18 protein-coding genes are annotated in these 22,015 nt (G+C 63.3%); 9 read left to right on the forward strand and 9 right to left on the reverse strand.

Translation table 11 applies throughout. From position 1 onward, the window contains the following. The first annotated feature begins 3 nt into the window (after positions 1-3). The 3 genes from V4T21_RS00080 (at position 4) to V4T21_RS00090 (ending at position 4,358) form a co-directional block, all read left to right on the forward strand. Complete coding sequence (locus tag V4T21_RS00080; protein WP_332711326.1) at positions 4-870, forward strand: carbohydrate ABC transporter permease; 867 nt, start codon at positions 4-6, stop codon at positions 868-870. Continuing rightward, on the forward strand, positions 867-1,691 hold the full coding sequence (locus V4T21_RS00085; RefSeq protein ID WP_440589599.1) for a carbohydrate ABC transporter permease: 825 nt from the start codon (positions 867-869) through the stop codon (positions 1,689-1,691). The genes V4T21_RS00080 and V4T21_RS00085 overlap by 4 nt, the downstream gene beginning before the upstream one ends. Positions 1,692-1,865: 174 nt before the next feature. Then, the gene (locus tag V4T21_RS00090) at positions 1,866-4,358 is read left to right on the forward strand and encodes a PIG-L family deacetylase (protein WP_332711329.1); all 2,493 of its coding nucleotides are present in this window, start codon (positions 1,866-1,868) and stop codon (positions 4,356-4,358) included. A gap of 97 nt (positions 4,359-4,455) precedes the next feature. Here the strand turns inward: V4T21_RS00090 and V4T21_RS00095 are convergent, their stop codons facing one another. From V4T21_RS00095 to V4T21_RS00105, 3 genes are read right to left on the reverse strand one after another with little or no spacing between them, the layout of a single operon-like run. After that, complete coding sequence (locus V4T21_RS00095; protein WP_332711332.1) at positions 4,456-5,346, reverse strand: DMT family transporter; 891 nt, start codon at positions 5,344-5,346, stop codon at positions 4,456-4,458. Then, complete coding sequence (locus tag V4T21_RS00100) at positions 5,347-7,677, reverse strand: PIG-L family deacetylase (protein WP_332711335.1); 2,331 nt, start codon at positions 7,675-7,677, stop codon at positions 5,347-5,349. 7 nt (positions 7,678-7,684) lie between these two features. Further along, a complete protein-coding gene (locus V4T21_RS00105) occupies positions 7,685-8,926 on the reverse strand; it encodes an ROK family transcriptional regulator (protein WP_332711338.1) in 1,242 nt (413 codons plus the stop codon). A gap of 305 nt (positions 8,927-9,231) precedes the next feature. Between V4T21_RS00105 and V4T21_RS00110 the strand changes: the two genes are divergently transcribed. Genes V4T21_RS00110 through V4T21_RS00135 form a run of 6 tightly spaced genes read left to right on the forward strand, consistent with a single transcriptional unit; the run spans position 9,232 to position 15,755 of the window. Next, on the forward strand, positions 9,232-10,482 hold the full coding sequence (locus V4T21_RS00110) for an extracellular solute-binding protein (protein ID WP_332711340.1): 1,251 nt from the start codon (positions 9,232-9,234) through the stop codon (positions 10,480-10,482). A 12-nt stretch (positions 10,483-10,494) separates the two neighbouring features. Next, positions 10,495-11,430, forward strand: a complete 936-nt coding sequence (locus V4T21_RS00115; RefSeq protein WP_332711343.1) for a carbohydrate ABC transporter permease — start codon at positions 10,495-10,497, stop codon at positions 11,428-11,430. Next, a complete protein-coding gene (locus V4T21_RS00120) occupies positions 11,430-12,284 on the forward strand; it encodes a carbohydrate ABC transporter permease (RefSeq protein ID WP_332711346.1) in 855 nt (284 codons plus the stop codon). Before V4T21_RS00115 ends, V4T21_RS00120 begins: the two co-directional genes overlap by 1 nt. Before the next feature lie 2 nt (positions 12,285-12,286). Beyond that, a complete protein-coding gene (gene argH / locus V4T21_RS00125; RefSeq protein ID WP_332711348.1) occupies positions 12,287-13,789 on the forward strand; it encodes an argininosuccinate lyase in 1,503 nt (500 codons plus the stop codon). Beyond that, a complete protein-coding gene (locus tag V4T21_RS00130; protein ID WP_332711351.1) occupies positions 13,789-14,859 on the forward strand; it encodes an ABC transporter ATP-binding protein in 1,071 nt (356 codons plus the stop codon). Before argH ends, V4T21_RS00130 begins: the two co-directional genes overlap by 1 nt. Next, positions 14,856-15,755, forward strand: a complete 900-nt coding sequence (locus tag V4T21_RS00135) for a carbohydrate kinase family protein (RefSeq protein WP_332711355.1) — start codon at positions 14,856-14,858, stop codon at positions 15,753-15,755. The genes V4T21_RS00130 and V4T21_RS00135 overlap by 4 nt, the downstream gene beginning before the upstream one ends. Positions 15,756-15,782: 27 nt before the next feature. Here V4T21_RS00135 and V4T21_RS00140 read toward each other — a convergent pair whose 3' ends face one another. The 6 genes from V4T21_RS00140 to V4T21_RS00165 are packed head-to-tail and all read right to left on the reverse strand — an operon-like array spanning position 15,783 to position 21,998. After that, on the reverse strand, positions 15,783-16,712 hold the full coding sequence (locus V4T21_RS00140) for a LysR family transcriptional regulator (RefSeq protein WP_332711358.1): 930 nt from the start codon (positions 16,710-16,712) through the stop codon (positions 15,783-15,785). Positions 16,713-16,731: 19 nt separating this feature from the next. Further along, positions 16,732-18,210, reverse strand: coding sequence for a carboxylesterase/lipase family protein (locus V4T21_RS00145; RefSeq protein WP_332711361.1), 1,479 nt, complete (start codon positions 18,208-18,210; stop codon positions 16,732-16,734). 10 nt (positions 18,211-18,220) lie between these two features. Then, positions 18,221-19,015: an ABC transporter permease gene (locus tag V4T21_RS00150; RefSeq protein WP_332711364.1), complete on the reverse strand. Its 795-nt coding sequence runs from the start codon at positions 19,013-19,015 to the stop codon at positions 18,221-18,223. Next, on the reverse strand, positions 19,016-19,873 hold the full coding sequence (locus V4T21_RS00155) for an ABC transporter permease (protein ID WP_332711367.1): 858 nt from the start codon (positions 19,871-19,873) through the stop codon (positions 19,016-19,018). Beyond that, on the reverse strand, positions 19,870-20,928 hold the full coding sequence (locus V4T21_RS00160; protein WP_332711370.1) for an ABC transporter ATP-binding protein: 1,059 nt from the start codon (positions 20,926-20,928) through the stop codon (positions 19,870-19,872). Before V4T21_RS00160 ends, V4T21_RS00155 begins: the two co-directional genes overlap by 4 nt. Positions 20,929-20,948: 20 nt before the next feature. After that, entirely contained in the window at positions 20,949-21,998 is a 1,050-nt protein-coding gene (locus V4T21_RS00165) for a polyamine ABC transporter substrate-binding protein (RefSeq protein ID WP_332711372.1), read from the reverse strand. Positions 21,999-22,015 lie beyond the last annotated feature (17 nt).

Here is a 22,015-nt window from a genome sequence, read left to right on the forward strand (position 1 = left end):
CGGATGGATCAAAAACGGCAATTGGAATGGGGCGTGCTCACAGCGCCTATGGTCGTTTTCCTGCTGCTGTTTCTCGGCTTTCCGGCCCTGGTCAACATCGTCTATTCGCTCTCCCGCGTGAGCTTTCAGACTTTACGCGCGCCCGAGCTGAGCGGGTTTTCCAACTATCTCGCGGTCCTGTCCGATGGTGATTTCTGGCGGGCGATCTGGTTTTCGCTGCGCTTCGGGATCATCACGGCGCTTGCCGAATGTCTCATCGGGTTTTTTCTGGCGATCTTTCTCGCGCCGTTGTTCGAAAAGCGTTCCTGGCTGCTCGCCATCATCATGCTGCCGCTCATGGTGGCGCCGGCGCTGGTGGGGCTGATGTACCGGCTGGTGCTGCATGAATTCGTCGGGCCGGTGCCCCATTACCTCTGGGCCTGGTTCGGATCGGCGCCCGCCTTTCTCAACGTCGCCAACGCGTTCTGGACGCTGGTGGTGATCGAGACGCTGCAATGGACGCCTTTCGCGTTCCTGCTGTTTTACATGGCCTATCGCGCCATCCCGGTCGAGGTGCGCGAAGCGGCGCAGATCGACGGGTCTTCGGCCTGGGATATGCTCTGGCGGATCGAAGTTCCTCTGATGGCGCCGACCATCGCGATCGCCATTTTCATCCGTTTCATCGACGGCTTTCGGGTGTTCGACAATGTTTACGTTTTGACCGGCAGCGGGCCGGGCGGTTCGACGCGGTCGCTCTCGATCTATATCTACGAAGCCTTCTTCCGGCAGGGCGAGATCGGGCCGGCGGTGGCGGCCTCGGTGCTGCTGTTCATCGCGTCGTTCGCGGTGCTCTTTACCATCAACCAGGGTCTGGCAAGGAGGGGCAGATGATCGTTTCCGCATTGCGCTGGATGGTCTTTGTCATCGCCGCCTTTGCGCTCAATTTTCCGGTGATCGCCACGCTGGTCACCTCGTTCAAGAGCAGCCGGGAGATCGCGTCTAATCCGGGATTCTGGGTGCAGTCGCCTACGCTCGAAAACTACGCGGTGGTGCTCCAGGTCACCGACCGGCTCAACATCTTCGCCTATCTCTGGAACTCGACGGTGGCGGCGCTGATCGGGACGACGCTTGCCATCGTGCTGGCCTTTCCCGCCGCCTACGCCGTCGCGCGGTCCGGCTTCGGGCGCCGGACGCTCATGCCGCTGATCGTCAATCTGCGGGCCCTACCGCTCATCATCTTCGCCATTCCCATCTATATGATGTTCCAATGGGTTGGGCTGCTCGACACGCAATTGGGCTTGGGACTGATCCTCACCATCGTCAATTTGCCGCTGGCGCTGGTCATCCTCGTTAATGCGGTCAGTGAAATACCGGTCGAGCTGGATGAAGCGGCCCATATGGATGGGGCGAGCCGGATCAAGATCATCACCTCGATCATCGCGCCAGTCTGCCGGCCCGCCATCGTCACCACCTTCATCTTCGGCTTCATCACCGCCTGGAACGAGTTCCTGTTCGGCCTGATGCTGACGACGCGCCATGCGGTGCCGATGACGGTTGGGGCCTCGTTCTTCTTTTCCTCGGGCGGCGGGGGCATCCAATGGGGCATGGCTTCGGCGGTGATGATCGTCGCCGCGCTGCCGCCGGCGGTGCTGGGGCTCGTCATGTATCGCCAGATCAGCCGTTCGCTGACTGCGGGAGCGGTGAAGGGCTAAGCGTTTCCAAGCGAGCGGCCCAGCCGGGAGCTGTCCGTTCGGTCAATAAAGTAACTCACTTGTGTTATTGTAACGTCCAGCGCATACTCGATGTCATCCGGACGTCAAGTTCCGGGAAAAAGCCCGAGCCAACGGGCCGCCTTGGTGCAAATTCAAAGGTAGGATGGACCCCCAATGACCAAGATCACACGACGCATGTTCATTGCGTCCTTGCCCGCAATGTATGCCGCTTCGCATATTCCCGCATGGGCTGCGCCGCTGAACGATCTCGATCTGATCGCCCGGCAGAAACTCGAACCGGCCATCGTCACGCTCTATCGCCGGCTCGAACGTCTCACATCCACCGCGACGATCATGACGACCGGCGCACACCCCGATGACGAACCCTCGGGCATGCTGGCGGCGCTGCGCCATGTCTATGGCATCCATCCGGTAATTTACGCGATTACGCGCGGCGAGGGTGGCCAGAATTCGATAGGCCCGGAACTGGGGTCGGTGCTGGGCGTGCTGCGCACGCGCGAAATGGAAGAGGCCTCGCGCTCGCTCGATGCCTCGCTGGCTTTCGGCAGCTTCGGGCACACCGATTCCGTGCACGATTTCGGCTTCTCCAAAGACCCCGACGAAACCATCGACCAATGGGGCCGCGACAAGGTGGTCGAGCGCATGACGGCGGCTTTTCGCCGGTACAAGCCCGATATCATCATGAACTGCTTTCTCGACGTGCCGGGGCAGCACGGCCATCACCGCGCCGCCAATGTGGCGACCTTCATCGCGGCCGAGCTCTCGGGCGACGAAACGCAGTTCCCCGACCAGATCGCCAACGGGCTCGATACCTGGGAAGTGCCGAAAATCTATCAGCCCGCCTATGGCGGCGGCGGTGGCGTTTATGACGACGAAGTTCCGCCGCCTCCCGTGACGCTGGTGGTGACCGCGCCCGAGCGCGACAAGATTTCCGGCGCCACCTTCCCGCAGATGGGCGAGTGGTCGCGTTCGTGCCATTTGACGCAAGGCATGGGGCGCTGGCGTCCCGAGCCGCAGACCGAATGGGAGCTCAACCTCTCCCGCGTCACCGGCGGCGGGGAAGGCAGCCAGGAACGCGATATCCGTGAGGGTATCGTCGCGACGGTCGGCGATATCGCCGAACTGGACGGAATGCCTTCGGACACCGCTGAGGCGTTGCGCGAAGCGCAGGGGCTGATCGAGGAAGCCATAGCCGATTACGGCGATCCAGTCGTCGTGCTCGAAAAGATCTCCAGAGTGGGCGAGGCCATCGACATGGCCCGCGAGACGCTGCCCGAGGAGCTGCGTGCCAGCGTGGCCCATCGCCTCGAGCGCAAGGTGCACGAGATCGATCAGGTTCTGGCTGCTGCGTCCGGCGTCCAGATCCGCGCTTATACCGAGGGCGGCGACGTGACGCCGGGCGAGGAGATCGTGGTCAAGACCATGGTCGATGCGCCTGAAACCGTCACCGTCTCGGGCGTGGAAGTCGTCGTGCGCGAGGGCCTCGCCGCATCGGGCGAGACGGTTTCGATTGCCGATGACGCTGCCTATACCAACCCGCTGAGTGAGGAATTCGACCCCTTGGGTGGCAATGGCGATGCCTATGCCAGGGTCTCTCTCGATATCGGTGGGCGCTCCGTGGTGCTCGACGTCGATCTGGAAGACGCGCTGCGCGTCGTCCCCAAAGCCTCGATGACCATCGAACCCAACGCCGTGGTCTTCAACACAACCGAAGAGCTTGCCCCCGTTCCGCTGACCGCGACAGTCGTCGGTGCGACGCTGGACGATCTCGCCATGCCGGTGCCCGAAGGCTGGTCGCTCGATGAAACCGGACGGGCGTCCGACATGAGCGGCACGTTCGATCTGGTTGCGCCCGAGGGGCTCGAACAATCGCGCATCGATATCGAGCCCGAGCTGTTGGGCGCCGAGGCTTATCAGATCAACGAGTTCACCTATCCCCATATCGGGCGTTCGGTGGTGCCGACCGTCCTTTCGGTTCCGGTGCAGGCGGTTGGCGCCGAACTGCCCGCCGAAAAGCGGATCGGCTATGTGTCGGGTGGCAACGACAATGTCGGGATATGGATGCGCCGACTGGGGCTTGAGGTTGTCGAGCTTTCGCCCGAGGATATATCGAGCGGCAATTTCCGCAATTTGCGGACCATCGTCGTGGGCATCTTCGCGTTCGGGCGGCGTCCCGATCTCGTGGAAAACATCTCGGCGATCCACGATTGGGTGCGCAATGGCGGGCATCTGGTTACGCTCTATCACCGGCCTTCGGATGGTTGGGACCCCGAGACCGTTCCGGTCGCCTTCCTCAAGATCGGCTCGCCATCGATCCGCTTCCGCGTCACCGACGCCAATGCGGAGGTGAGTGTGCTGCAGCCCGATCATCCGCTGCTCAATATCCCCAATGCGATCGGGCCGGAAGATTGGGCCGACTGGGACAAGGAGCGGGGGCTGTATTTCGCTTCGGAGTGGGACGAAGCCTATGTGCCGCTGCTTTCGATGCACGACACCGGCGAAGACCCGCTGGAGGGTTCGCTCCTTTCGGCCCAGATCGGGGCCGGGCGGCACACCCATACGAGCCTGATCCTACATCACCAGCTCGATCACCTGGTTCCGGGAGCCTTCCGGCTTCTGGCTAATCTCGTCCAACCGGCCGAATAGCTATCTTCGGTCCAGGCGTCGCAAAGCCTCCTCCTCAATGCGGCACCTGTCCTCCCTAGGACGAGAAATGCCCCGGCAGCAGCCGGGGCATTTGCTTTCAGCGGTCTTCGGAAGGAGAAGCGCGGCGGCGGAGGGCGGCGCCTTCGAGCCAGTTGGTCGATTGCAGGGCAAGGAGAATGACGATGACGCCGAGGATTGTCGTCAATGTCGGGGTGTCGCCGAAAAAGACGAAGCCGGCGATGCTGGCGAAGACGATAGAGAGATAGCCCAGCGGAGCGAGAATCGCGGTGGGCGTGGTCTGATAGGCCCGCAAAAAGCAGTATTGGCCGAGCTGGGCGAGGACGCCTATGGTTAGAAGCGTGACCCAATCCGATGCTGCGACCGGTTCCCAGACCATGATGGCCGGAATGGCGGTCAACACTGAGAGCCCCACCGTATAAAACACCATCAACACTGCCGTGTCTTCATTGGCCATGGCGCGGATCTGGATGACGGCGAGCGAGCCGAACAGCACCGAGCCGAGCGCGGCAACGAGCCCCCACGACCAGACCACTGCGCCCGGGGCAAGAATGATGAGGATGCCCAGAAAGCCGATGGCGGTGCCGATCCAGCGCACCCGCGTGATTCTTTCGCCCAGCAGCCATGCGGCAAACAGCAGGACGACCAGCGGACGGACAAAGCCGATGGCGTTGACCAAAGCCAGCGGCAGGGCGGCAAGCGCTGTGAAATTGCAGGTGAGCGCGATGGTGTTGCAGGCAACGCGGAACAGGTGCCGCAGCGGCTGTCTGGTTTCCAGCACCGCGCGCCGTTTCCGCCACGCCAGCGGCAGGATCGAGATCAGCCCGATCAGCGAGCGGATGAAGACCAGTTGAATGGCCGGATAGGTCGCGCCCTCGATCTTGACCAGCACCGTCATGGCGGTGACCAAGGTCGTATCGGCCAAAAGCCATGCGATGCCGGCGCGGTGAGGGTGGGCGGAGCCGTGCATCTACATGCGGCCGCCCGCCACGAGGTTGGCCATGATGCGGAAGGCGCCGGGGACCAGATTGTCGAGCTGATGGTGCAGCACGAGGCTGGTATGGGTGTGACGGCCCGACCCGATCTGGGCGGAGAGCAGCGCGCCTTGGAGTGGGGCTTCGCCGGCATCGCTCATGGCGAGCAGGGGAATGTAAGCATCGTCCCATTGGGAAGCGAAATAGAGGCCGCGTTCCTTGGTCCAGCCGGAGAAATCGGCCTCGGTGATGGTGTTGGGGCCGGCAAACAGAGCATGGTTTGGCGCGAGAATATCGACCGATGCATCGGGATCGGTGACGCGCCAGCGCAGGGATGGCTGGCCGATGGTCAGCGGGCGAGGCGGAACGGTCTGGGCGTCCCATTCGTCCCAGGGGCGATGATAGAGCGTCACGAGGTTGCCGCCGCCTTCGACATAGGCGCGCAGCACATCGGTTTTCGCGCGCAGATCGGGGCGCAGGCCAAAGGCGAAAAGGCCGATGACGATGGTGGGATGGCGTGACAAATCCTCGGACAGGGCGGAGGCGTCGAGTTCTGTCACCTCGAACCCCATCTTCGTCAGCCAGGAGGCGACGTTGTCCGCCCCACCCCCGACATATCCGACCCGCCGGTCGGTGGGGAGGGCGAGGTCCAGCGCGAGGATGGAAAGCCTCGCGTCGGTGAGATAGGGCGTCCTGCCGATATGGGGGTAGTCGATCACATCGATCGAAAAGGCGGGGGCGCCGTCGAGGGTGACAGGCAGATCGTAGCGGCCCTCGGGGAGGGGCGAGCCTGAGAGGGAAAAGCCGTCATCACTGTTTGCCGCCGATATGGCTTGCGAGGTGGTGAGGTTGGCAATTTGGGCGGGACCTGAACCCTTGCAGGCAATTTCGATGCCGGAAAAATCCCTGTCGGCCGGGACGAGGATCGCATTGGGCGACAGCGCCACCGAAGAGGCCGGGACGATGGCGAGGGGGCGTTCGAGTTCGAACGAGCGGGAGAGCCGGCGGCCGGCGATGGTGGTCGAAACGGCGATGCGGATCGGGTCCTTTGGACCGAACGGGTCTGTGAGGGGAGCGTCCGGTGCCGCTTCAATCGTGTAGCGGCCGGCCGATTGGGCAATCACCGAGAGGCCTTGCGGCAGGTGCAGCGCGACCTTGGCGTCGGATGGCGCGCCGAACAGGGTCACCGACAGTTCGGTGCTTTCGCCCTGAGCCAGAAGTTCCGTGTCGGCGGCAAGGATACAGTCGATACCGGCGGCAACCGCCATGGCCGTTTCAAGATCGCTGCGCAGCGTCGCGATGCGGTGCGCGTGGATCGCGGGAACGCTCTGCCCCTGCGCTTCGATGATTTCGAGGGCGCGTGTGAGCGGAGGCAGGATGTCCTCGGGATGGGGGAAGGCGGCAATCGCTTCGGCGATGGCGATGTCGGCGGCGCTCAGGGGTTCGGCGATCTCGGCGAGCCTGCGGGGCAAATTGTCGGCGATATCGTCATCGTCGGCGGGGCCGAGCGCCAGATGCAGGGGCCATTCGGTCTGTGGCGTTTCGGGCCATTCGCCCATGCCCTGGCTGGCGTGGAAGATGCGGGACCATTCGCCGATCTCGTCGAACGATGCGCCGGTCGCCGTATCGGGGCCGGGAAGGGTGATGGTGACGGTGGTCGGGGGAGGCGGCATTTCGTCGTCATAGGTCGATCCGCCGCCCGACCATGCGGGGAGGTAGAATTTGGTCACCCGCCAGGGCGTCAACCCTTGGGCGAAATGGGTGGGATAGGCGGTTTCGTCGGCGGCCAGCGCGATGGCATCGCGGGCGGCCATGGTCATGGCGCGGTGGTGGCCATGCTGGCCGGGGACGTCGAGGAAGGTTGGGATGACGATATCGGGCCTTTCTTCGCGATAGGCGCGCACCAGCCGCTCGAGCAGCCGGTCGCGCCCCCAGCGGGCCAGCGTATCCTCGCCATTTTTGGAGAAGCCGAAATCATGGACCGGATCGGAGGGACCGAAGCCGAGCCAGACGATATCGGCGTCGATCACTTTGGCCGCTTCCTCGAGCTCGCGGGTGCGCACTACGCCCAGCGCGCCGCCGCGTTCGGGGCCCAGCGTGTTCTGGCCGCCTTCGCCGCGCGTCGAACAGCCGATGATGGTGCGCATGCCCAAGCCAAACCGCATATAGGCGAGCATCGCGTTCTGTTCGTCATCCGGGTGGGCGCCCGTGTGCAGCACGGTGACCGTCGATTTGAGCCGCGCGAGCGCCCGGGCAAGTGTCACGAGCCTTGGATTGGCACGGCGTTGGGCGAAACGGTGGGAAAGCGCTTGGCGGGGTATCGACATGGACAACCTATGAGGCGGCGGCTCCTGCTGCCGGCGAATATTCGAGGGAAAGTTGGGGGGAGAGGGTTTGATGCAGCGCCAGGGCCGCGGCGCCGAGCGCGGCGGTGAAGCGTCCGGTCTGCCCGCGCATGACGCGCGGATGGAGCCGCCCGGCGCGGGTCGAAACCGAGACTGGCAGCGGATCGAGTGCGTCGATCAGCGCATCGAGGATCGCGTCGGGGAGATTGCCACCAAAGACGACTGTTTCGGGATCGAAGATGTTTTCGAGCATGGCGACGGTGGGGGCGAGATAGTCGGCGGCTTCCTCGATCCAATCGGAAAGAACCGGATCTTTTTGCGCGAAAAGAGCATCGAGCGCGTCGTTGTCGAGGGGGCTCCGACCGGCGGCTGCCAGTTTTTCGCGCAAAGCATAGAGGGAGGCGAAGCGTTCGAGCGCGCCATCTGGGCCATAAGCGCCCGTTCCGTTGCGCGGCACCAGCGAGAGGTGACCGATTTCGCCCGCATTGCCATAGGTCCCACTGAGTGGGGCGCCGTCCTTGATGACGCCCAGGCCGAGCCCGACGCCGAAATAGAGGAAGCAGAAATTGTTGATCGTCCGTCCCGCGCCGTAGAGGCGTTCGCCCACGGCGGCGGCGGTGGCGTCGTTTTCGATCGAGACCGGCTGTCCGGTGGCCTTCGAGAGCAGTGCCTTGGGATCAACACCGCGCCAGCCGGGCAGGGTGGCAGGGCCGACCGAACTCATGCCCTCGATCTCGAACGGGCCGGGCATCACAGCCCCCAGCCCGAGCAATCGCGAACGCGAGGCGTCGATCTGGGCGCACAATCTGTCGATCTCGGCGGCGACGCGTTGCGGCACGTGGTCGGGCGAGGCTGTTTCGAGCGGGGTGATGGCCTGGGCGCGCACAGCGCCGGAGAGGTCGAGAAGCGTCGTTGCCATATGATCGGCGGCTATTTCGATACCGCAGGTCAGGGGGCCGTCCGGGTTGATGGCGAACTGAATCGGCGGCTGGCCGCGTCCGGAGCGCAGGCGGCCCAATTGGACCAGCAGGCCTTCTTCGAGCAGGTCCTCAACGATATTGGCCACGGCCTGGGGGGAAATTCTGGCGCGGCGTGCGATCTCGGTCCGGCCCATATGCCCGTGCATTCGGATGACTTCGAGGACGACGCGCCGGTTGTGGGCGCGATTGCGCTCCGGATTGGAGCCGATGACGAGGCGCGGGCCGCGAGCCTGTTTTTCAGGATTGGTCAAAATTCCTCCCGGCGGCAGACGCACGCACCGGCAAAAGACTATGCGGGCAGGGATAATAACACAAGTAGATTATTTTAATCGTGGCGGGAACGATGCCTTGAAAGCAATCATACGCGAACCCTGGCTCCAAGACCTCAACTTTCGCTGCGGGAAAGGTGTCGACAGCGAGAATAACACAACTAAATTATTTTATTGACAAGCTGCCACGCCTCGTCGGACGATGATCGGAGGTGGCCGGAGGGATCGCGGCTGCCGGGCAATCTCGGGCGGGGAAGTGGATTCCCGCTGCAAAAGGAGGAAATGACATGCATAAGGCATTTGCAGTTGCCGCGTTTTCGGCCGGCGTCAGCCTTGCGGCGCTGGGCTCGGCCCAGGCCGTGGAAATCGAATATTGGCAGTATGTTTTCGATACTCGCGTCCAGGCGATGGACCAGTTGATCGCCAATTTCCAGGAAGCCAATCCCGACATTACGGTCAAGCATACCACCTTCCCCTATGCGGACTACCAGACCCGCGTGGTCGCGGCCAAGGCAGCCGGTCAAGGCCCCGATGTCGTGCAGCTTTTCTATGGCTGGACCGATCAGTTCGTCGATGGCCAGCTCCTGCAGCCGCTCAATCCGGACGTTTTCCCCACCGAGGAAATCGAAGCCGATTTCTTCCCCATCGTTACGGCCATGAAGCGTAACGACCAGTATTACGGCCTGCCGACGGCGGTGCGTTCGCTGGCGCTGTTCTACAACAAGCAGCTTTTTGAAGCGGCCGGGCTCGATCCGGAGAATCCGCCCCAGACCAATGAGGAACTGCTGGCGGCGGCCGAGGCCCTGACCCAGCGCGACGGTGGCGGCAACATCACGACGGCCGGCATCACGCTCGACATGGCCGGCCAGGACCACCATTGGTGGCGCGAAGTTCTCGTGCGCCAGTTCGGCGGCTCGCCCTATTCGGAAGACGGCAACACCGTCACCTATAATGACGATGCGGGCCTTCAGGCGCTTCAATTTTATACCGATCTGCAGACCGAGCATAACGTCGGGCTTTCGGGCTTCATGGACGAAGGACAGGCCGCCTTCCGCGCCGGCCTTGCCGGCATGACCATCGACGGCACGTTCCGGCTCGGCGCCTTTGCCGACACCCCGTTCGAATGGGGCGTGACCGAACTGCCCGCCAATGCCGAAGGTGTGCGCTCTAACTATGCGAGCTATTTCGCCAACGGTATCGGCTGGTCGGCCGAGGGTGAAGAGCTTGAGGCGGCCGAAAAATTCCTCGCCTATATCTCGTCCGCCGAGGCGATGGATGTCTGGCTCGAAGTGGTGGGCGAGCTGCCGGCCCGCCGCGAAGCGGCGCTGACGGACGCCAATCTCGCCGATCCGGTCTATGGTCCGTTCCTCGCCGCGCTCGATTATGCCCACACCACGCGGTTCGTGGACGAGGCCGGGCAGCGCCAGGTGGCCATCGATATGGTGAACCGCGTGCTGCTGGAAAATCAGGCTCCGGCGGATTCGCTTGCCCAGGCTGCCGAAGCCGAGCAGGCGATCCTCGACGCAGCCGCGCAGTAAGGCGCGCGGAGGATGGCAGGCGCTGTCGATACCATCGCGGGGGCGGCCGGCAACGGCCGCCTCTGGAACCGGTTTTCGGTCCGCACCAAACAGGTGATCTGGGCCTGGACCTTCCTTGCCATCCCCATCGTCTTTTACATCGGCATAAGGTTCTATCCCACGGCGCAGGCCTTCTGGCTGTCGCTGACCGATTGGGACCTTTTGAGCGATCCCAATTTCATCGGGCTCGCCAATTATCAGCAGCTGTTTTCCGATCCGCTGTTCTGGAAGGTGTTCCAGAACACCTTCCTTTATCTGATCATCGGCACGCCGGTGAGCCTCGTGGTTTCGTTCGTGATCGCCTATTATCTCGATCGCGTCCGGTTCATGCACGGGTTCATCCGCGCGCTCTATTTCCTGCCCTATCTCACCACGGCCGCCGCCATGGCCTGGGTGTGGCGCTGGTTCTACCAGCCGGTTCCCATCGGGGTGATCAACGGATTTCTCGGATCGTTCGGTATCCCCCAGCAGCCCTTCCTGCGGTCGACCTTCCAGGCGCTGCCGGCCGTGACGGTGACGGCCATCTGGGCGGGACTGGGGTTCCAGGTCATCATCTTCATGGCCGGGCTGCGCGCCATTCCGAGCACGTTCTACGAGGCGGCTCGCATCGACGGGTTGGGGGAATGGGCGATTTTGCGCAAGATCACCCTGCCGCTTTTGAAGCCCACGACGGTGTTCCTCGTGGTCTTCTCATCGATCGGGTTCCTGCGGATCTTCGACCAGATCTACAACATGACCACCAATGATCCGGGCGGACCGCTCAATTCGACCAAGCCTTTGGTGCTCATGATCTATCAGACCGCGTTCTCGTCCTATGACATGGGCTATGCGGCAGCCCAAACAGTGGTGTTGTTCACTATCTTGTTGATGGTTTCGCTGCTGCAATTGTGGGTGTTGAGGAAACGCTGATGACTGCAACCGCTTCCACCGAACTCGCCGCCAACAGCGCCCGCATCCGTCCCGGACGGGTGATCGCCTGGACGCTGTTGTTCATCGGCGGGCTGATCATGGTCACCCCGCTGCTCTATATGTTTTCGACCTCGCTCAAGACCTCGGGTCAGGTCTATGATCTTCGCCTGATCCCGGCGGCGCCGACGTTCGACAATTATATCAGGGTGCTCTCGGATGGGCGCTTCGTGCGCTGGTTTCTCAATTCGACGCTGATCGCGACGATCGTGACGCTCTCGAACGTGTTCTTCGATAGTCTCGTGGGCTATACGCTGGCCAAATTCGACTTTCGCGGGCGTTACATCGTCTTTATCGCGATCCTGTCGACCTTGATGATCCCGACCGAAATGCTGGTCATCCCCTGGTATCTGATGAGCAGCCAATTGGGGTGGCTCGACAGCTATTGGGGCATCATGTTCCCCGGCATGATGACGGCGTTCGGGACGTTTTTGATGAAACAGTTCTTCGAGACGGTGCCCGACGATTTTCTCGAGGCGGCGCGGGTCGATGGGCTCAACGAATTCACCATTTTCTGGAAGATCGCCATGCCCATGGTGGTGCCGGCGGTTTCCGCGCTGGCCATCTTCTCGTTCCTGGGCAATTGGACGGCGTTTTTCTGGCCGCTGATCGTTACGACCAGCCGCGACCTCTATACGCTGCCGGTGGGGCTTTCGAGCTTTGCCGTCGAGCAGTCGATCCAATGGGAAATGATCATGACGGGCGCCGCGCTCGCCACCATCCCGACGCTGATCGTGTTCCTCGTGCTGCAGCGTTTCATCGTGCGCGGCGTCATGCTGGCCGGGCTCAAGGGGTAATGATGACGACAGGAAAAGACACCAGCGTCTTCCCCGATCCGGTTTACAAGGAAACGGTGCTGCGCCCGCTGTTCGATGGCGCCAAGGACCATCACGCCGAAGGGTTCAGGGCCATCGACCGGGCGCATTTGGTCATGCTGGCCGAAACGGGCATTCTTTCGCCCGATCAGGCTCAGGCCATCGCCAAGGCGCTGGTCGAAATCGATGCGGAGATCAATCCGGACAGCCTCACCTATACCGGCGAGGTGGAGGACTATTTCTTCCTCATCGAAAATCATCTCAAGGAGCGGCTGGGGCCGGACCTAGCCGGACGGCTGCACACCTCGCGCTCGCGCAACGATATCGACCATACTCTGTTCAAGCTCGGACTGAAGCCGCGCACCGAAAAGCTGCTCGACAAGATGCGGGCGCTGCTCGATGCGGTGCTGACAACCGCCGAGCGGGAAAAGGAGACGCTGATCGTCGCCTATACCCATGGTCAGCCGGCCCAGCCCACGACCTTCGGGCATTATCTGGGCGCCATGGCCGAGGTGCTGATCCGCGATATCGAAAGGATCGAGGCGGCGTTGGAGGTGATCGACCTTTCGCCCATGGGCGCGGCGGCGATCACCACGTCGGGGTTTCCGATCGACCGTGAGCGGGTGGCCGCGCTTTTGGGCTTTTCCCGTCCGCTCGAAAATTCCTATGGCTGCATCGCTTCGGTCGATTACATCACCGGGATTTATGGCGCGATGGCGCTCGCTTTCCTCCATCTTGGCCGACCCATCCAGGATTTCCAGGTGTGGTCAAGCTTCGAGGTCGGCCAACTCTACGTGCCCAATGCGCTGGTGCAGATCTCCTCGATCATGCCGCAAAAGCGCAATCCGGTGCCCATCGAGCATTTACGGCATCTGGCCAGCCAGACCTATGGCCGCGCCAAGGCGATGCTCGATGTGATGCACAACACGCCCTTCACCGACATGAACGACAGCGAGGGCGAGAGCCAGGCCATGGGCTATCAGGCGTTCGACGTCGCCTATCGCGTGCTCGACCTGTTTGCCGCGCTGATCGGTCAGGTGTCGATCGACCCCGAGCGGGTGGAAATCAATACGCGGCGCTCCTGCATCACCATCACCGAACTGGCCGACAGCCTCGTGCGGCTCGAAGGCCTCTCGTTCCGGCAGGCTCATGAAGTGGCCGCAGCGGTGGCCAAGGCCGTCGTCGCGGCGGGGGGATCGCTGACCGACGACGGTTACCAGCCCTTCGTGGCAGCGTTTACCGAAGCGACGGGCCGGGCATCGGAGCTGTCTCCGGACCGGTTTGCCGAACTGGTTTCGGCCCGTCATTTCGTTTCGGTGCGCAACCGGCTTGGCGGACCGGCGCCGGACGCGCTTTCCGCGTCGCTGGCCCGCTATCGCGAAAAGCTCGGCCGCTTCGGCAGGACCGCGGCCGAACGCAGTGAACGGTACGACGCGGCGCGCCGCGAACTCGACTTAAAATTCAATGCACTTTCAGGAGCAGCGTGATGGCAGGCATCCGTCTAGAAGGCCTCGTTAAGCGCTATGGCAAGGTCACCGCCGTTCACGGCATCGACCTGGACATCGCAGATGGCGAGTTCGTCGTCTTCGTGGGGCCTTCGGGCTGCGGGAAATCGACGACCCTGCGGATGATCGCCGGGCTCGAGGAAATCAGCGGCGGGGCGCTGAGGATCGGGGACACTGTCGTCAATCAGTATGAGCCCAAGCAGCGCAACATCGCCATGGTGTTCCAGAACTACGCCATCTATCCGCATATGACGGTGGGGCAGAATATCGGGTTCGGGCTCTATACCTCGAAACTCCCCAAGGCTGAAAAGCAGAAGCGCATCGTTGAGGCGGCCAAGGTTCTCGGGCTCGAGGATCTGCTCGACCGCCGGCCGGCGGCGCTGTCGGGCGGGCAGCGTCAGCGCGTGGCGATCGGGCGGGCCATGGTGCGCGATCCGGCGGCGTTCCTGTTCGACGAACCGCTCTCCAATCTCGACGCGCAATTGCGCTCGCAGATGCGCATCGAAATCAAAAGGCTGCATCAGCGGCTGGGCACCACCATCGTTTACGTGACCCACGACCAGATCGAGGCCATGACCATGGCCGACCGGATCGTCGTGATGCGCGACGGGCGTATCCTGCAGGTGGGAACGCCGACCGAGCTCTACGAAAATCCCGTGGATGTCTTTACCGCCCGCTTTATCGGCAGCCCGTCGATGAACCTCGTCCCCGGCGCCATTGATAGCGGCGGCATTACCGCCGGTGGCGCCAAGGTGCGCGGCATGCCGGCCCAAACCGGCTCGGGAAAGCTTTTGGTGGGGGTGCGCCCGCACGATTTGCTGGTGGGCGAGGCCCCCGGCGATGCGGCGTTGGCCTTGACGGGAAAGATCACCGCCGTCGAGCCTTTGGGGTCCGAAACCCTTGTCCATCTCGATGTCGCGGGCGCGCCGGCCATCGCGACCGCCCCCGGCAAAATGGTGCCGGCGGTCGATAGCACAGTGACTGCCTGGGCCGCGCCGGGCAGCCTTTATCTCTTCGATGCCGAGAGCGAGAAAGCCCTGGGGCGTCTATGAGTATCGAACCATCGCGCGACGCTGTAATCAGCGTCGGCAGAATCTATTGCGATCTCGTCTTTTCGGGATTGCCGGCCCTGCCGCAAATGGGGCGGGAGGTTTTTGCCCGTTCCATGCAGCCGGTGCTGGGTGGTGGCGCCTTTATCGCGGCGGCTCATCTGGCCAATCTCGGCCGTCCCGCCGCGCTTTTGGCGTCCTATGGGACCGATCCGTTGTCGATGGCGCTGGCGCCGCAGCTCGATGACAGCGGCATCGATCTGCGTTTTGTCGAACGCACGCCCGAGGCCGGCCCGCAGGTGACCGTGGTGATGACCGGGGCGGAAGACCGGGCCTTTCTCTCCTGCCGCGCGGGGCGCGCTGTTCCCAGCGGCTTTGCCCAAGCGCTGGCCTGGGATCGGGCGGCGCTGCTCCATATCGCTGAATTCGCAACGCTGGCCGACCAACCCGATCTGGTGGCCCATGCGAAGGAAAAGGGTTTGGCCGTCTCGCTCGATCCGAGCTGGGACGATACGCTGATCAAGAGCGCGGGTCTCATCGCGGCGTGTGCCGGCGTCGATATTTTCCTCCCCAATGCCGAGGAGGCATTGGCCATCACCGGGCGATCCGATCTCGAAGACGCGCTAAGGGATCTGGTGCAGCACTTCCCCGTGGTCGCCATCAAGTGCGGCAGCCGGGGAGCCCTCCTGGGCGCTGGCGATCTTTCCGTTTCGCGCGTGGCTCCCAAGGTCGAGGCGATCGATACCACCGGAGCCGGCGATGCTTTCAACGCCGGATTTCTTGACGCCTATATCGCCGCGCGTCCCCTTCCCGAATGCCTGGAAGCGGGCATCGCCGTGGGATCGCGGTCGGTCCAATCGATCGGCGGCGCGCCGTCGCGGGTGGAGCGTTGGGCGTGAAACGCTTAGGTTCGGCTTTCCTATTCATCACGTGAGAGCGGCAGTGTCGCCGATCGTTCGATCGGCCTGAACTTTCGTTTCGCGCATGTGATCGATGATGGCTTCCACCGAGGACGGCAGGGGGCGTCCGACGGCGGTGATGAGACTCCAGCGGAAGGGAATGTCGAAGGAGAGCGGGATCTGACGCACGCCTTGCACGGGCAGGCCGGTGGCGGTGAGCGGTTCGACGATGGCGACGCCGAGGCCCTGCCGGGCGAGAGCCAGCGACGCATAGGTGGCGTTACAATCGATGACCGATGACAGCGCCACGCCATTGGCGATCAGGGATTCCTCGATCTGCATGCGTAGACGGTAAGGATTGGCGGCGATGATCAGCCTTTGGCCTTCGAGGTCGGCGGCGGTTATCACGTCGCGGCCGGCGAGCGGATGGTCCGAGGCGACGACGGCCTTGCAGGCCACTTCGCCCTGCCAATGGATTTCAATGCCGGGATTGTCGAGCGGCCAGCTTGCCAGCCCAAGGTCCGCGGTGCGCGCCACGACGGCTTGGACGACGTTTTCCGCCGATATGCTCTGGATGTGTACCTTTTGCGGCAAGGTACGGGAGATGGCGGCCAACGTGGCCGGCAGCAGGCTGCTGGCAAGGGCGGGGATGGCGGCGATCTGGATGGGCAATTGGGCCGATAAGGCTATGGATTCGGCCTTGTCGGAAATGGTCCGGAGGCCGGAGAGGAAGACTTCGACCTGTTCGTAGAAGGTGAGGCCCTGGGCGGTTGGGGAAATGCGCGGCCCGCTGCGGTGCAGGAGCGGGAAACCGACATCGGCTTCGAGATCCTGGATGAGCCGGCTGATCGCCGGTTGCGAGCGGCCTATGGCCTTGGCGGCGCCCGTCATGCTGCCGATGGACACAACAGCGGAAAAAGCCTCGAGCTGCTTGGTATCGAAATATCTCAGGCTCATTGGGCTTATCCCTTTTCCGTCACGGTTTCTGCCAGAGTGCGAGGCGATCGGCAAACCCGTCACGCTCCAGGGCAATGCCGCCCTGATCGATGTGCAGGATCGTCGGAGCGTCCTCGCCATAACGCGGCCAATCGTATGGCAGCGGTTCATCTGCGATGAAGGCGCGCCAGATGGCGTGGACGCGGGCTGCGAAAAGGGGATCGGCGACCCGCTGGCGCTCGGGCTGGGTTGCGGTATCCATCCCCTCGTGGAACCAGACGGCGCCGACTTCGGCGCCATGGGCCGCGCCGCGTTCGTCGGCGAGGATGGGGCCGTAGAGATATTTATGGACGGTGTGGCGTTTGCCATGCAGCCGGGCGAAGCGCGTGGTGGGGTTCTGGAACACCAGGTCGCCGGCCACGGCGCGCCAGATGCCGTGCGGGGAATGATTTGGCAGGGCCTTGCGATAGGTACCGACGATGGCCTCGCCCGTCCAGCCGAGGGGGCGGACGCGCTCGTGGAGCAATTGCGCCGTGCCGGCGAAATCGAGGGTTTCGGGCAGGATGGTTGAATGGGTGAGATATTCGGCGCTGGTGCAGCCGATCATCATGGGCACGGGGGCGGTGCGGCCGGCATGGGCGGCGGCTTCGGGGTGTTCGAAAAGGCTGGCGCCATCGATGATGGGCACGAAGGGAACGCCGAGCATGGCGGCGTCGCCGTCACGATCGTAGTCGTGCTGCTCATAGCTCTGGTTGCAGAGGTCGCGCTGGGCGATGAGCAGGGTTTCGATGGGGGCGGCGAGGATGCCGGCTTGGTCGGTACCGAGCGCTGTGGCCATGCGGTTTGTGAGTTTTCGCGCATCGTCAATGCCGGCGATGGCGGTGCTGGCGCCGCTCTGGGGCATGGCGCGGGAGAACAGACCCCTGGCGGCGGGCATGGCCATCACCGCGGCGATGGCGAAGCCGCCGGCGGAGCGGCCGGCAAAGGTGACGCGATCAGGGTCGCCGCCGAACTTTTCGATGTTGTCTTTCACCCAGCGCAGGGCAGCGAGGAGATCGAGGAGGCCGCGATTGTCGGGGTGGCCGTCGATATGCAGGAAACCCAGCGCGCTGAGGCGGTAGTTGACGGTGATCTCGACGACGCCGCTTTGGGCGAAGGCGCCGCTTTGCAGCACCGGTTCGTTGGCTGAACCGACGGCATAGCCGCCGCCATGGACCCAGACCAGAACCGGGGCGCGGCCTTTAAGGGATGGCGTGCGGATGTTGAGGGTGAGGAAATCACTGCCCTGGACGAGCGTCGAGGCCGCGCCCTTGCCCACCGGGCCATAGGTGGGAATTTGGGGGCAGACCGGGCCTAGCCTGGTGGCGTCGCGGACCCCAGTCCAGGGCTCGACCGGCTGTGGGGCGAGGAAGCGGCGCTCGGAGGTGATCGGCGCGGCATAGGGGACCGAGAGGAAACAGAAATTGCCGTGCTCGCTGAAGCCTTGGATCGTGCCGCCCGGTATTGCGATCTGGGTCATGGGAGTGGTCCTAGATGGCTTTCCGCAGGCCGATCAGCCGTTCGAGGGCGACGACGACGGCAACCGAAATCAGGATGAGGATCACCGACAGGGCGGCGATCTGCGGATCGGTGGAGATTTCGAGATAGCGGTAGATTTCGGTGGGCAGCGTCGAGGCGCGGACCGAGACGATGAACAGGGAAATGGTGGTTTCATCAAATGAGATGAGGAATGCGATGACGCCGCCGGCGATCACGCCGGGGCGGATCAGGGGCAGGGTGACGCGCCAGAAAACCATGAGCGGGGAAGCGCCGTGGACGCGGGCGGCCTCTTCCACGCGGCGATCGACCGACATGAGGCTCATGCTGACGGTACGCACCGTATAGGGGATGGTGATGCCGATATGGGCGATGACGATGCCCACATAGGTGTCGAGCACGCCGAAGGCCGAAAGGACCAGCACCAGGCCAACCGCGAGGACGATATTGGGGACGATGAAAGGCGCTATGACGAGGAAGTTGACGGCGCCTTCGCCCCGGAAGCGGTGGCGCGTCAGGGCCAGTGACAGCAGCGTTCCCAGGATCACCGCGCCCAGGCCGACGATGGCGCCGATCAGGAGGCTGCGCCAGAAGGCGGCGATGAAATCGGCGTTCTGCAACACGCGGACGTAGGAGCCGAACGAGAAGCTTTCGGGCGGGAAGGCGAGATATTGTCTTGTGTCGAAGGAGACGACGAAGACGATGAGGATCGGCGCCAGAAGGAAGAGATAGAGTAGCGCGATCAACACGCGCCAGGCGATCTTTGCGGCAAGCGAGGTCTGGTTCATCTATGCCTCCAGGGCGCGCAGGGCGCGGCGATAGAGCACGATGATGGCGGAAAACATCACCAGCAGCAGCATGGCGAGGGCGGCGGCCAATGGCCAGTTGAGGGTTATCGTGGCCTCCTGAAAGACCTCGGTGGCCAGAACGAAGACCCGTCCCCCGCCCATGAGGCGCGGCGTGACGAAGCCGGAAATGGCAAGGACGAAGACCAGAAGCGCCGCCGTGATGATGCCGGGGAGGCTGAGGGGAAGGATGATGCGCAAAAACACCCAGAACCGATTGGCCCCCAGCATGGATGCAGCCTCTTCGAGCTGGGCGTTGAGCCGGCCGAAGCCCGAGAGCATGGCGAGGATGGCGTAGGGCATCAGGATTTCGATCATGGCGATGGTGGCGCCGAGCAGATTGTTGGAGAGCCGCATCGGCGCATCGATCAGCGACAGGGCCTGCAGGCTGCCATTGATGACGCCGCGATCGCCCAGGATCACCATCCAGCCATAGGTGCGCACGACGCCGGAGGTCAGCAGCGGGGCGATGGCGAGGGCGGTCAGCAGGCCCCGCCAGCGGCTGGTGCTACGGGCGAGAAACAGCGCGATGGGATAGGAGAGGACCACGGCGAAAAAGGCGACGCTCAGGCCATAGGTGAGCGTGTTGGTGGTGACGCGCCAATAGAAGGGGTCAAACAGCACTTCGGTGTAATGGGCCAGCGTCCAGTCGCCGCTGGGACCGCCCAGGGCGGAGGTCGAAAACGAGGCGCGTAGCAGCCAGAGCATGGGCGCTATAAAACTCACGCCCAGGGCAAGAAGGCCGGGGAGCAAAAGCAACAGCACGATGCCGCGATTGCTCCTGTTTTCGACGGCCGTCATGCGGCGGCTCCGATGACGGTCACGTCATCGCGCGCCACCGAGAGGGTCACGGTATCGCCGCGTTCGGGAAGGGTTCCGGCGTGGGTGGGCACATCGACCGTGAAGCCGTGTTCGCCGACGGTCACCTCGAGGGTCAGCGTTTCGCCGCGATAGACGAGGTGTTTGACGACGCCTTCAAAACTGTTTTCGCCCTTGCCGTTGAGAGTGAGGCGATGCGGGCGGACGAGCAGGCGCACGGACCCGGCCGAGGGCGCGGGCTGGGAGAATGCTATGGTGCCCAAATCGGGCACCTGGGCTTGTTGCGGGCCGGTGACGATGCCGGTGAGGAAATTGCCGGCGCCGATGAAATTGGCGACGAATTCTGTGGCGGGGTGATCGAAGATTTCGCGTGGCGTTCCAATCTGCTCGATCTTGCCCGCCGACATCACGGCCAGTCGGTCGGCCATGGAGAGTGCTTCGTCCTGATCGTGGGTGACGAAAATAGCAGTCACCCCGGTGCGGGCCTGGATGTCGCGGATTTCCTCGCGCATTTCGTCGCGCAGCTTGGCGTCGAGATTGGACAATGGCTCGTCGAGCAGGAGAAGATCAGGTTCGATGACCAGCGAACGGGCGATGGCGCAGCGCTGCTGCTGGCCGCCCGAAAGCTGGGTGATGCGGCGTTCGCCATAGCCCTGGAGTTTCACCAGATCGAGGGCGCGTTCGACGCGGGCGGCGCGCTCGGATTTGGGGACGCCGCGCATTTCGAGCCCGAAGGCGACGTTTTCGGCGACGTTCATGTGCGGGAACAGGGCATAGGCCTGAAACACCATGCCCATATTGCGCTTGTGGACGGGAAGCTGCGCCATGTCCTTGCCATTGAGCAGGATGCGGCCCGATGTGGGGGCGACGAGACCGGCCACCATGCGCAGGATGGTGGTCTTGCCGCAGCCCGAAGGGCCGAGAAGGGCGAGCATTTCGCCCTTCTCGAGATCGAAATCGACGTGGTCGACGGAAGGCGCGTCGCTGCCCGGATAGGTCTTGGCCAATTGCTCGACAATGACGTGTTTTGCGGCCATGACGCGGCACTCTCTCTCGATTAGTTAAACGCGATCACTTCGCGATTGATGCGCTGAATCCAGTCCGAATAGACCGTAGCGATGAACGGCCAGTCGAGCGTCATCTGTGCGGCCTGGGCTTCGGGGGAGCCGTAGATGCGCTGGGCGACCTCGGGGGAGAGCTCGACCTGCGAATTGACCGGACCATAGAAGCTGCGCTCGGCGAAGGTGGCCTGCGCCTCGGCGCTCAACGCGTAGTTGATGAAGAGCTGGGCGGCTTCGGCATTGGCCGAACCCTCGACCAGATTGATGGTGTTGGTCTGCCCGATGCTGCCTTCCAGCGGCGCGGCGATGCCGATCACCCCATCCTGGGTGTCGTGCAGATATTGGGCGCGGCCGTTCCAGCAGATGGAAAGATCGACTTCACCGCTCTGGACGACGGCATAGCAGTCGGGGGCCGGGTCCCAGGTGAGCACGTTGGGCGCGAAGGCATTCATCGCTTCGATGGCGGGGTCGATGGTTTCCTTGTAATCGGCGCCGGCGATCGAGTTGAGGATCGGGATGAGGATCACGCCACGGGTATCGGCGAGACGGGCGGCGATGCGGCCTTCATAGCGGGGGTCGGCCAGATCGGTCCAGCTGGTGGGGGGCTCGGTGACCGTTTCGGTGTTGTAGAGGATAGCGAGGTTGTCCTGCGAGAAGGCGATGGACCGATCGCCTTCGATACGGGCCCAATCGGGGGTCTGTTCGAGATTTTCGACGATGGCCGGATCGAGGGGGGCGGTGATGCCCTCCTGGGCGGCGCGGATGCCCACGGCGACGTCGACAAGGGCAACGTCGATGGCGGGGTTGTCGCGCTGGAGCGTTAAAAGCGCCAGCGTTTCGGCCGAATTGCGCGAGGGCTGATAGACGACATCGATGCCCGGATATTGCTCTTCGAAAGCCGAGATGATGAAGGCCTCGTAGTTTTCGGCAAAGACGCCGGAAAACCCGATGACGTTGACGGTGCCGGTGATTTCGGCGTCCTGGGCGAAGGCCGGGACGGCGAGGGCGGAAGCGGCCAGAAGGCCGATGGTCAGATGACGGATCATGAAGTCCTCCTTTGCGA

The sequence above is a fragment of the Pelagibacterium mangrovi genome (genome assembly GCF_036662815.1).
GTDB classification, from domain to species: domain Bacteria; phylum Pseudomonadota; class Alphaproteobacteria; order Rhizobiales; family Devosiaceae; genus Pelagibacterium; species Pelagibacterium mangrovi.

Excerpts from the sequence above, each read along its gene's own strand:
- V4T21_RS00155 (WP_332711367.1), bottom strand. The coding sequence starts at position 19,873 with ATGACGGCCGTCGAAAACAGGAGCAATCGCGGCATCGTGCTGTTGCTT.
- V4T21_RS00140 (WP_332711358.1), bottom strand. The coding sequence starts at position 16,712 with ATGAGCCTGAGATATTTCGATACCAAGCAGCTCGAGGCTTTTTCCGCT.
- V4T21_RS00080 (WP_332711326.1), top strand. The coding sequence starts at position 4 with ATGGATCAAAAACGGCAATTGGAATGGGGCGTGCTCACAGCGCCTATG.
- V4T21_RS00160 (WP_332711370.1), bottom strand. The coding sequence starts at position 20,928 with ATGGCCGCAAAACACGTCATTGTCGAGCAATTGGCCAAGACCTATCCG.
- V4T21_RS00095 (WP_332711332.1), bottom strand. The coding sequence starts at position 5,346 with ATGCACGGCTCCGCCCACCCTCACCGCGCCGGCATCGCATGGCTTTTG.
- V4T21_RS00135 (WP_332711355.1), top strand. The coding sequence starts at position 14,856 with ATGAGTATCGAACCATCGCGCGACGCTGTAATCAGCGTCGGCAGAATC.
- V4T21_RS00165 (WP_332711372.1), bottom strand. The coding sequence starts at position 21,998 with ATGATCCGTCATCTGACCATCGGCCTTCTGGCCGCTTCCGCCCTCGCC.
- V4T21_RS00110 (WP_332711340.1), top strand. The coding sequence starts at position 9,232 with ATGCATAAGGCATTTGCAGTTGCCGCGTTTTCGGCCGGCGTCAGCCTT.
- V4T21_RS00150 (WP_332711364.1), bottom strand. The coding sequence starts at position 19,015 with ATGAACCAGACCTCGCTTGCCGCAAAGATCGCCTGGCGCGTGTTGATC.
- V4T21_RS00120 (WP_332711346.1), top strand. The coding sequence starts at position 11,430 with ATGACTGCAACCGCTTCCACCGAACTCGCCGCCAACAGCGCCCGCATC.
- V4T21_RS00100 (WP_332711335.1), bottom strand. The coding sequence starts at position 7,677 with ATGTCGATACCCCGCCAAGCGCTTTCCCACCGTTTCGCCCAACGCCGT.
- V4T21_RS00115 (WP_332711343.1), top strand. The coding sequence starts at position 10,495 with ATGGCAGGCGCTGTCGATACCATCGCGGGGGCGGCCGGCAACGGCCGC.
- V4T21_RS00090 (WP_332711329.1), top strand. The coding sequence starts at position 1,866 with ATGACCAAGATCACACGACGCATGTTCATTGCGTCCTTGCCCGCAATG.
- V4T21_RS00145 (WP_332711361.1), bottom strand. The coding sequence starts at position 18,210 with ATGACCCAGATCGCAATACCGGGCGGCACGATCCAAGGCTTCAGCGAG.
- argH (WP_332711348.1), top strand. The coding sequence starts at position 12,287 with ATGACGACAGGAAAAGACACCAGCGTCTTCCCCGATCCGGTTTACAAG.
- V4T21_RS00130 (WP_332711351.1), top strand. The coding sequence starts at position 13,789 with ATGGCAGGCATCCGTCTAGAAGGCCTCGTTAAGCGCTATGGCAAGGTC.
- V4T21_RS00085 (WP_440589599.1), top strand. The coding sequence starts at position 867 with ATGATCGTTTCCGCATTGCGCTGGATGGTCTTTGTCATCGCCGCCTTT.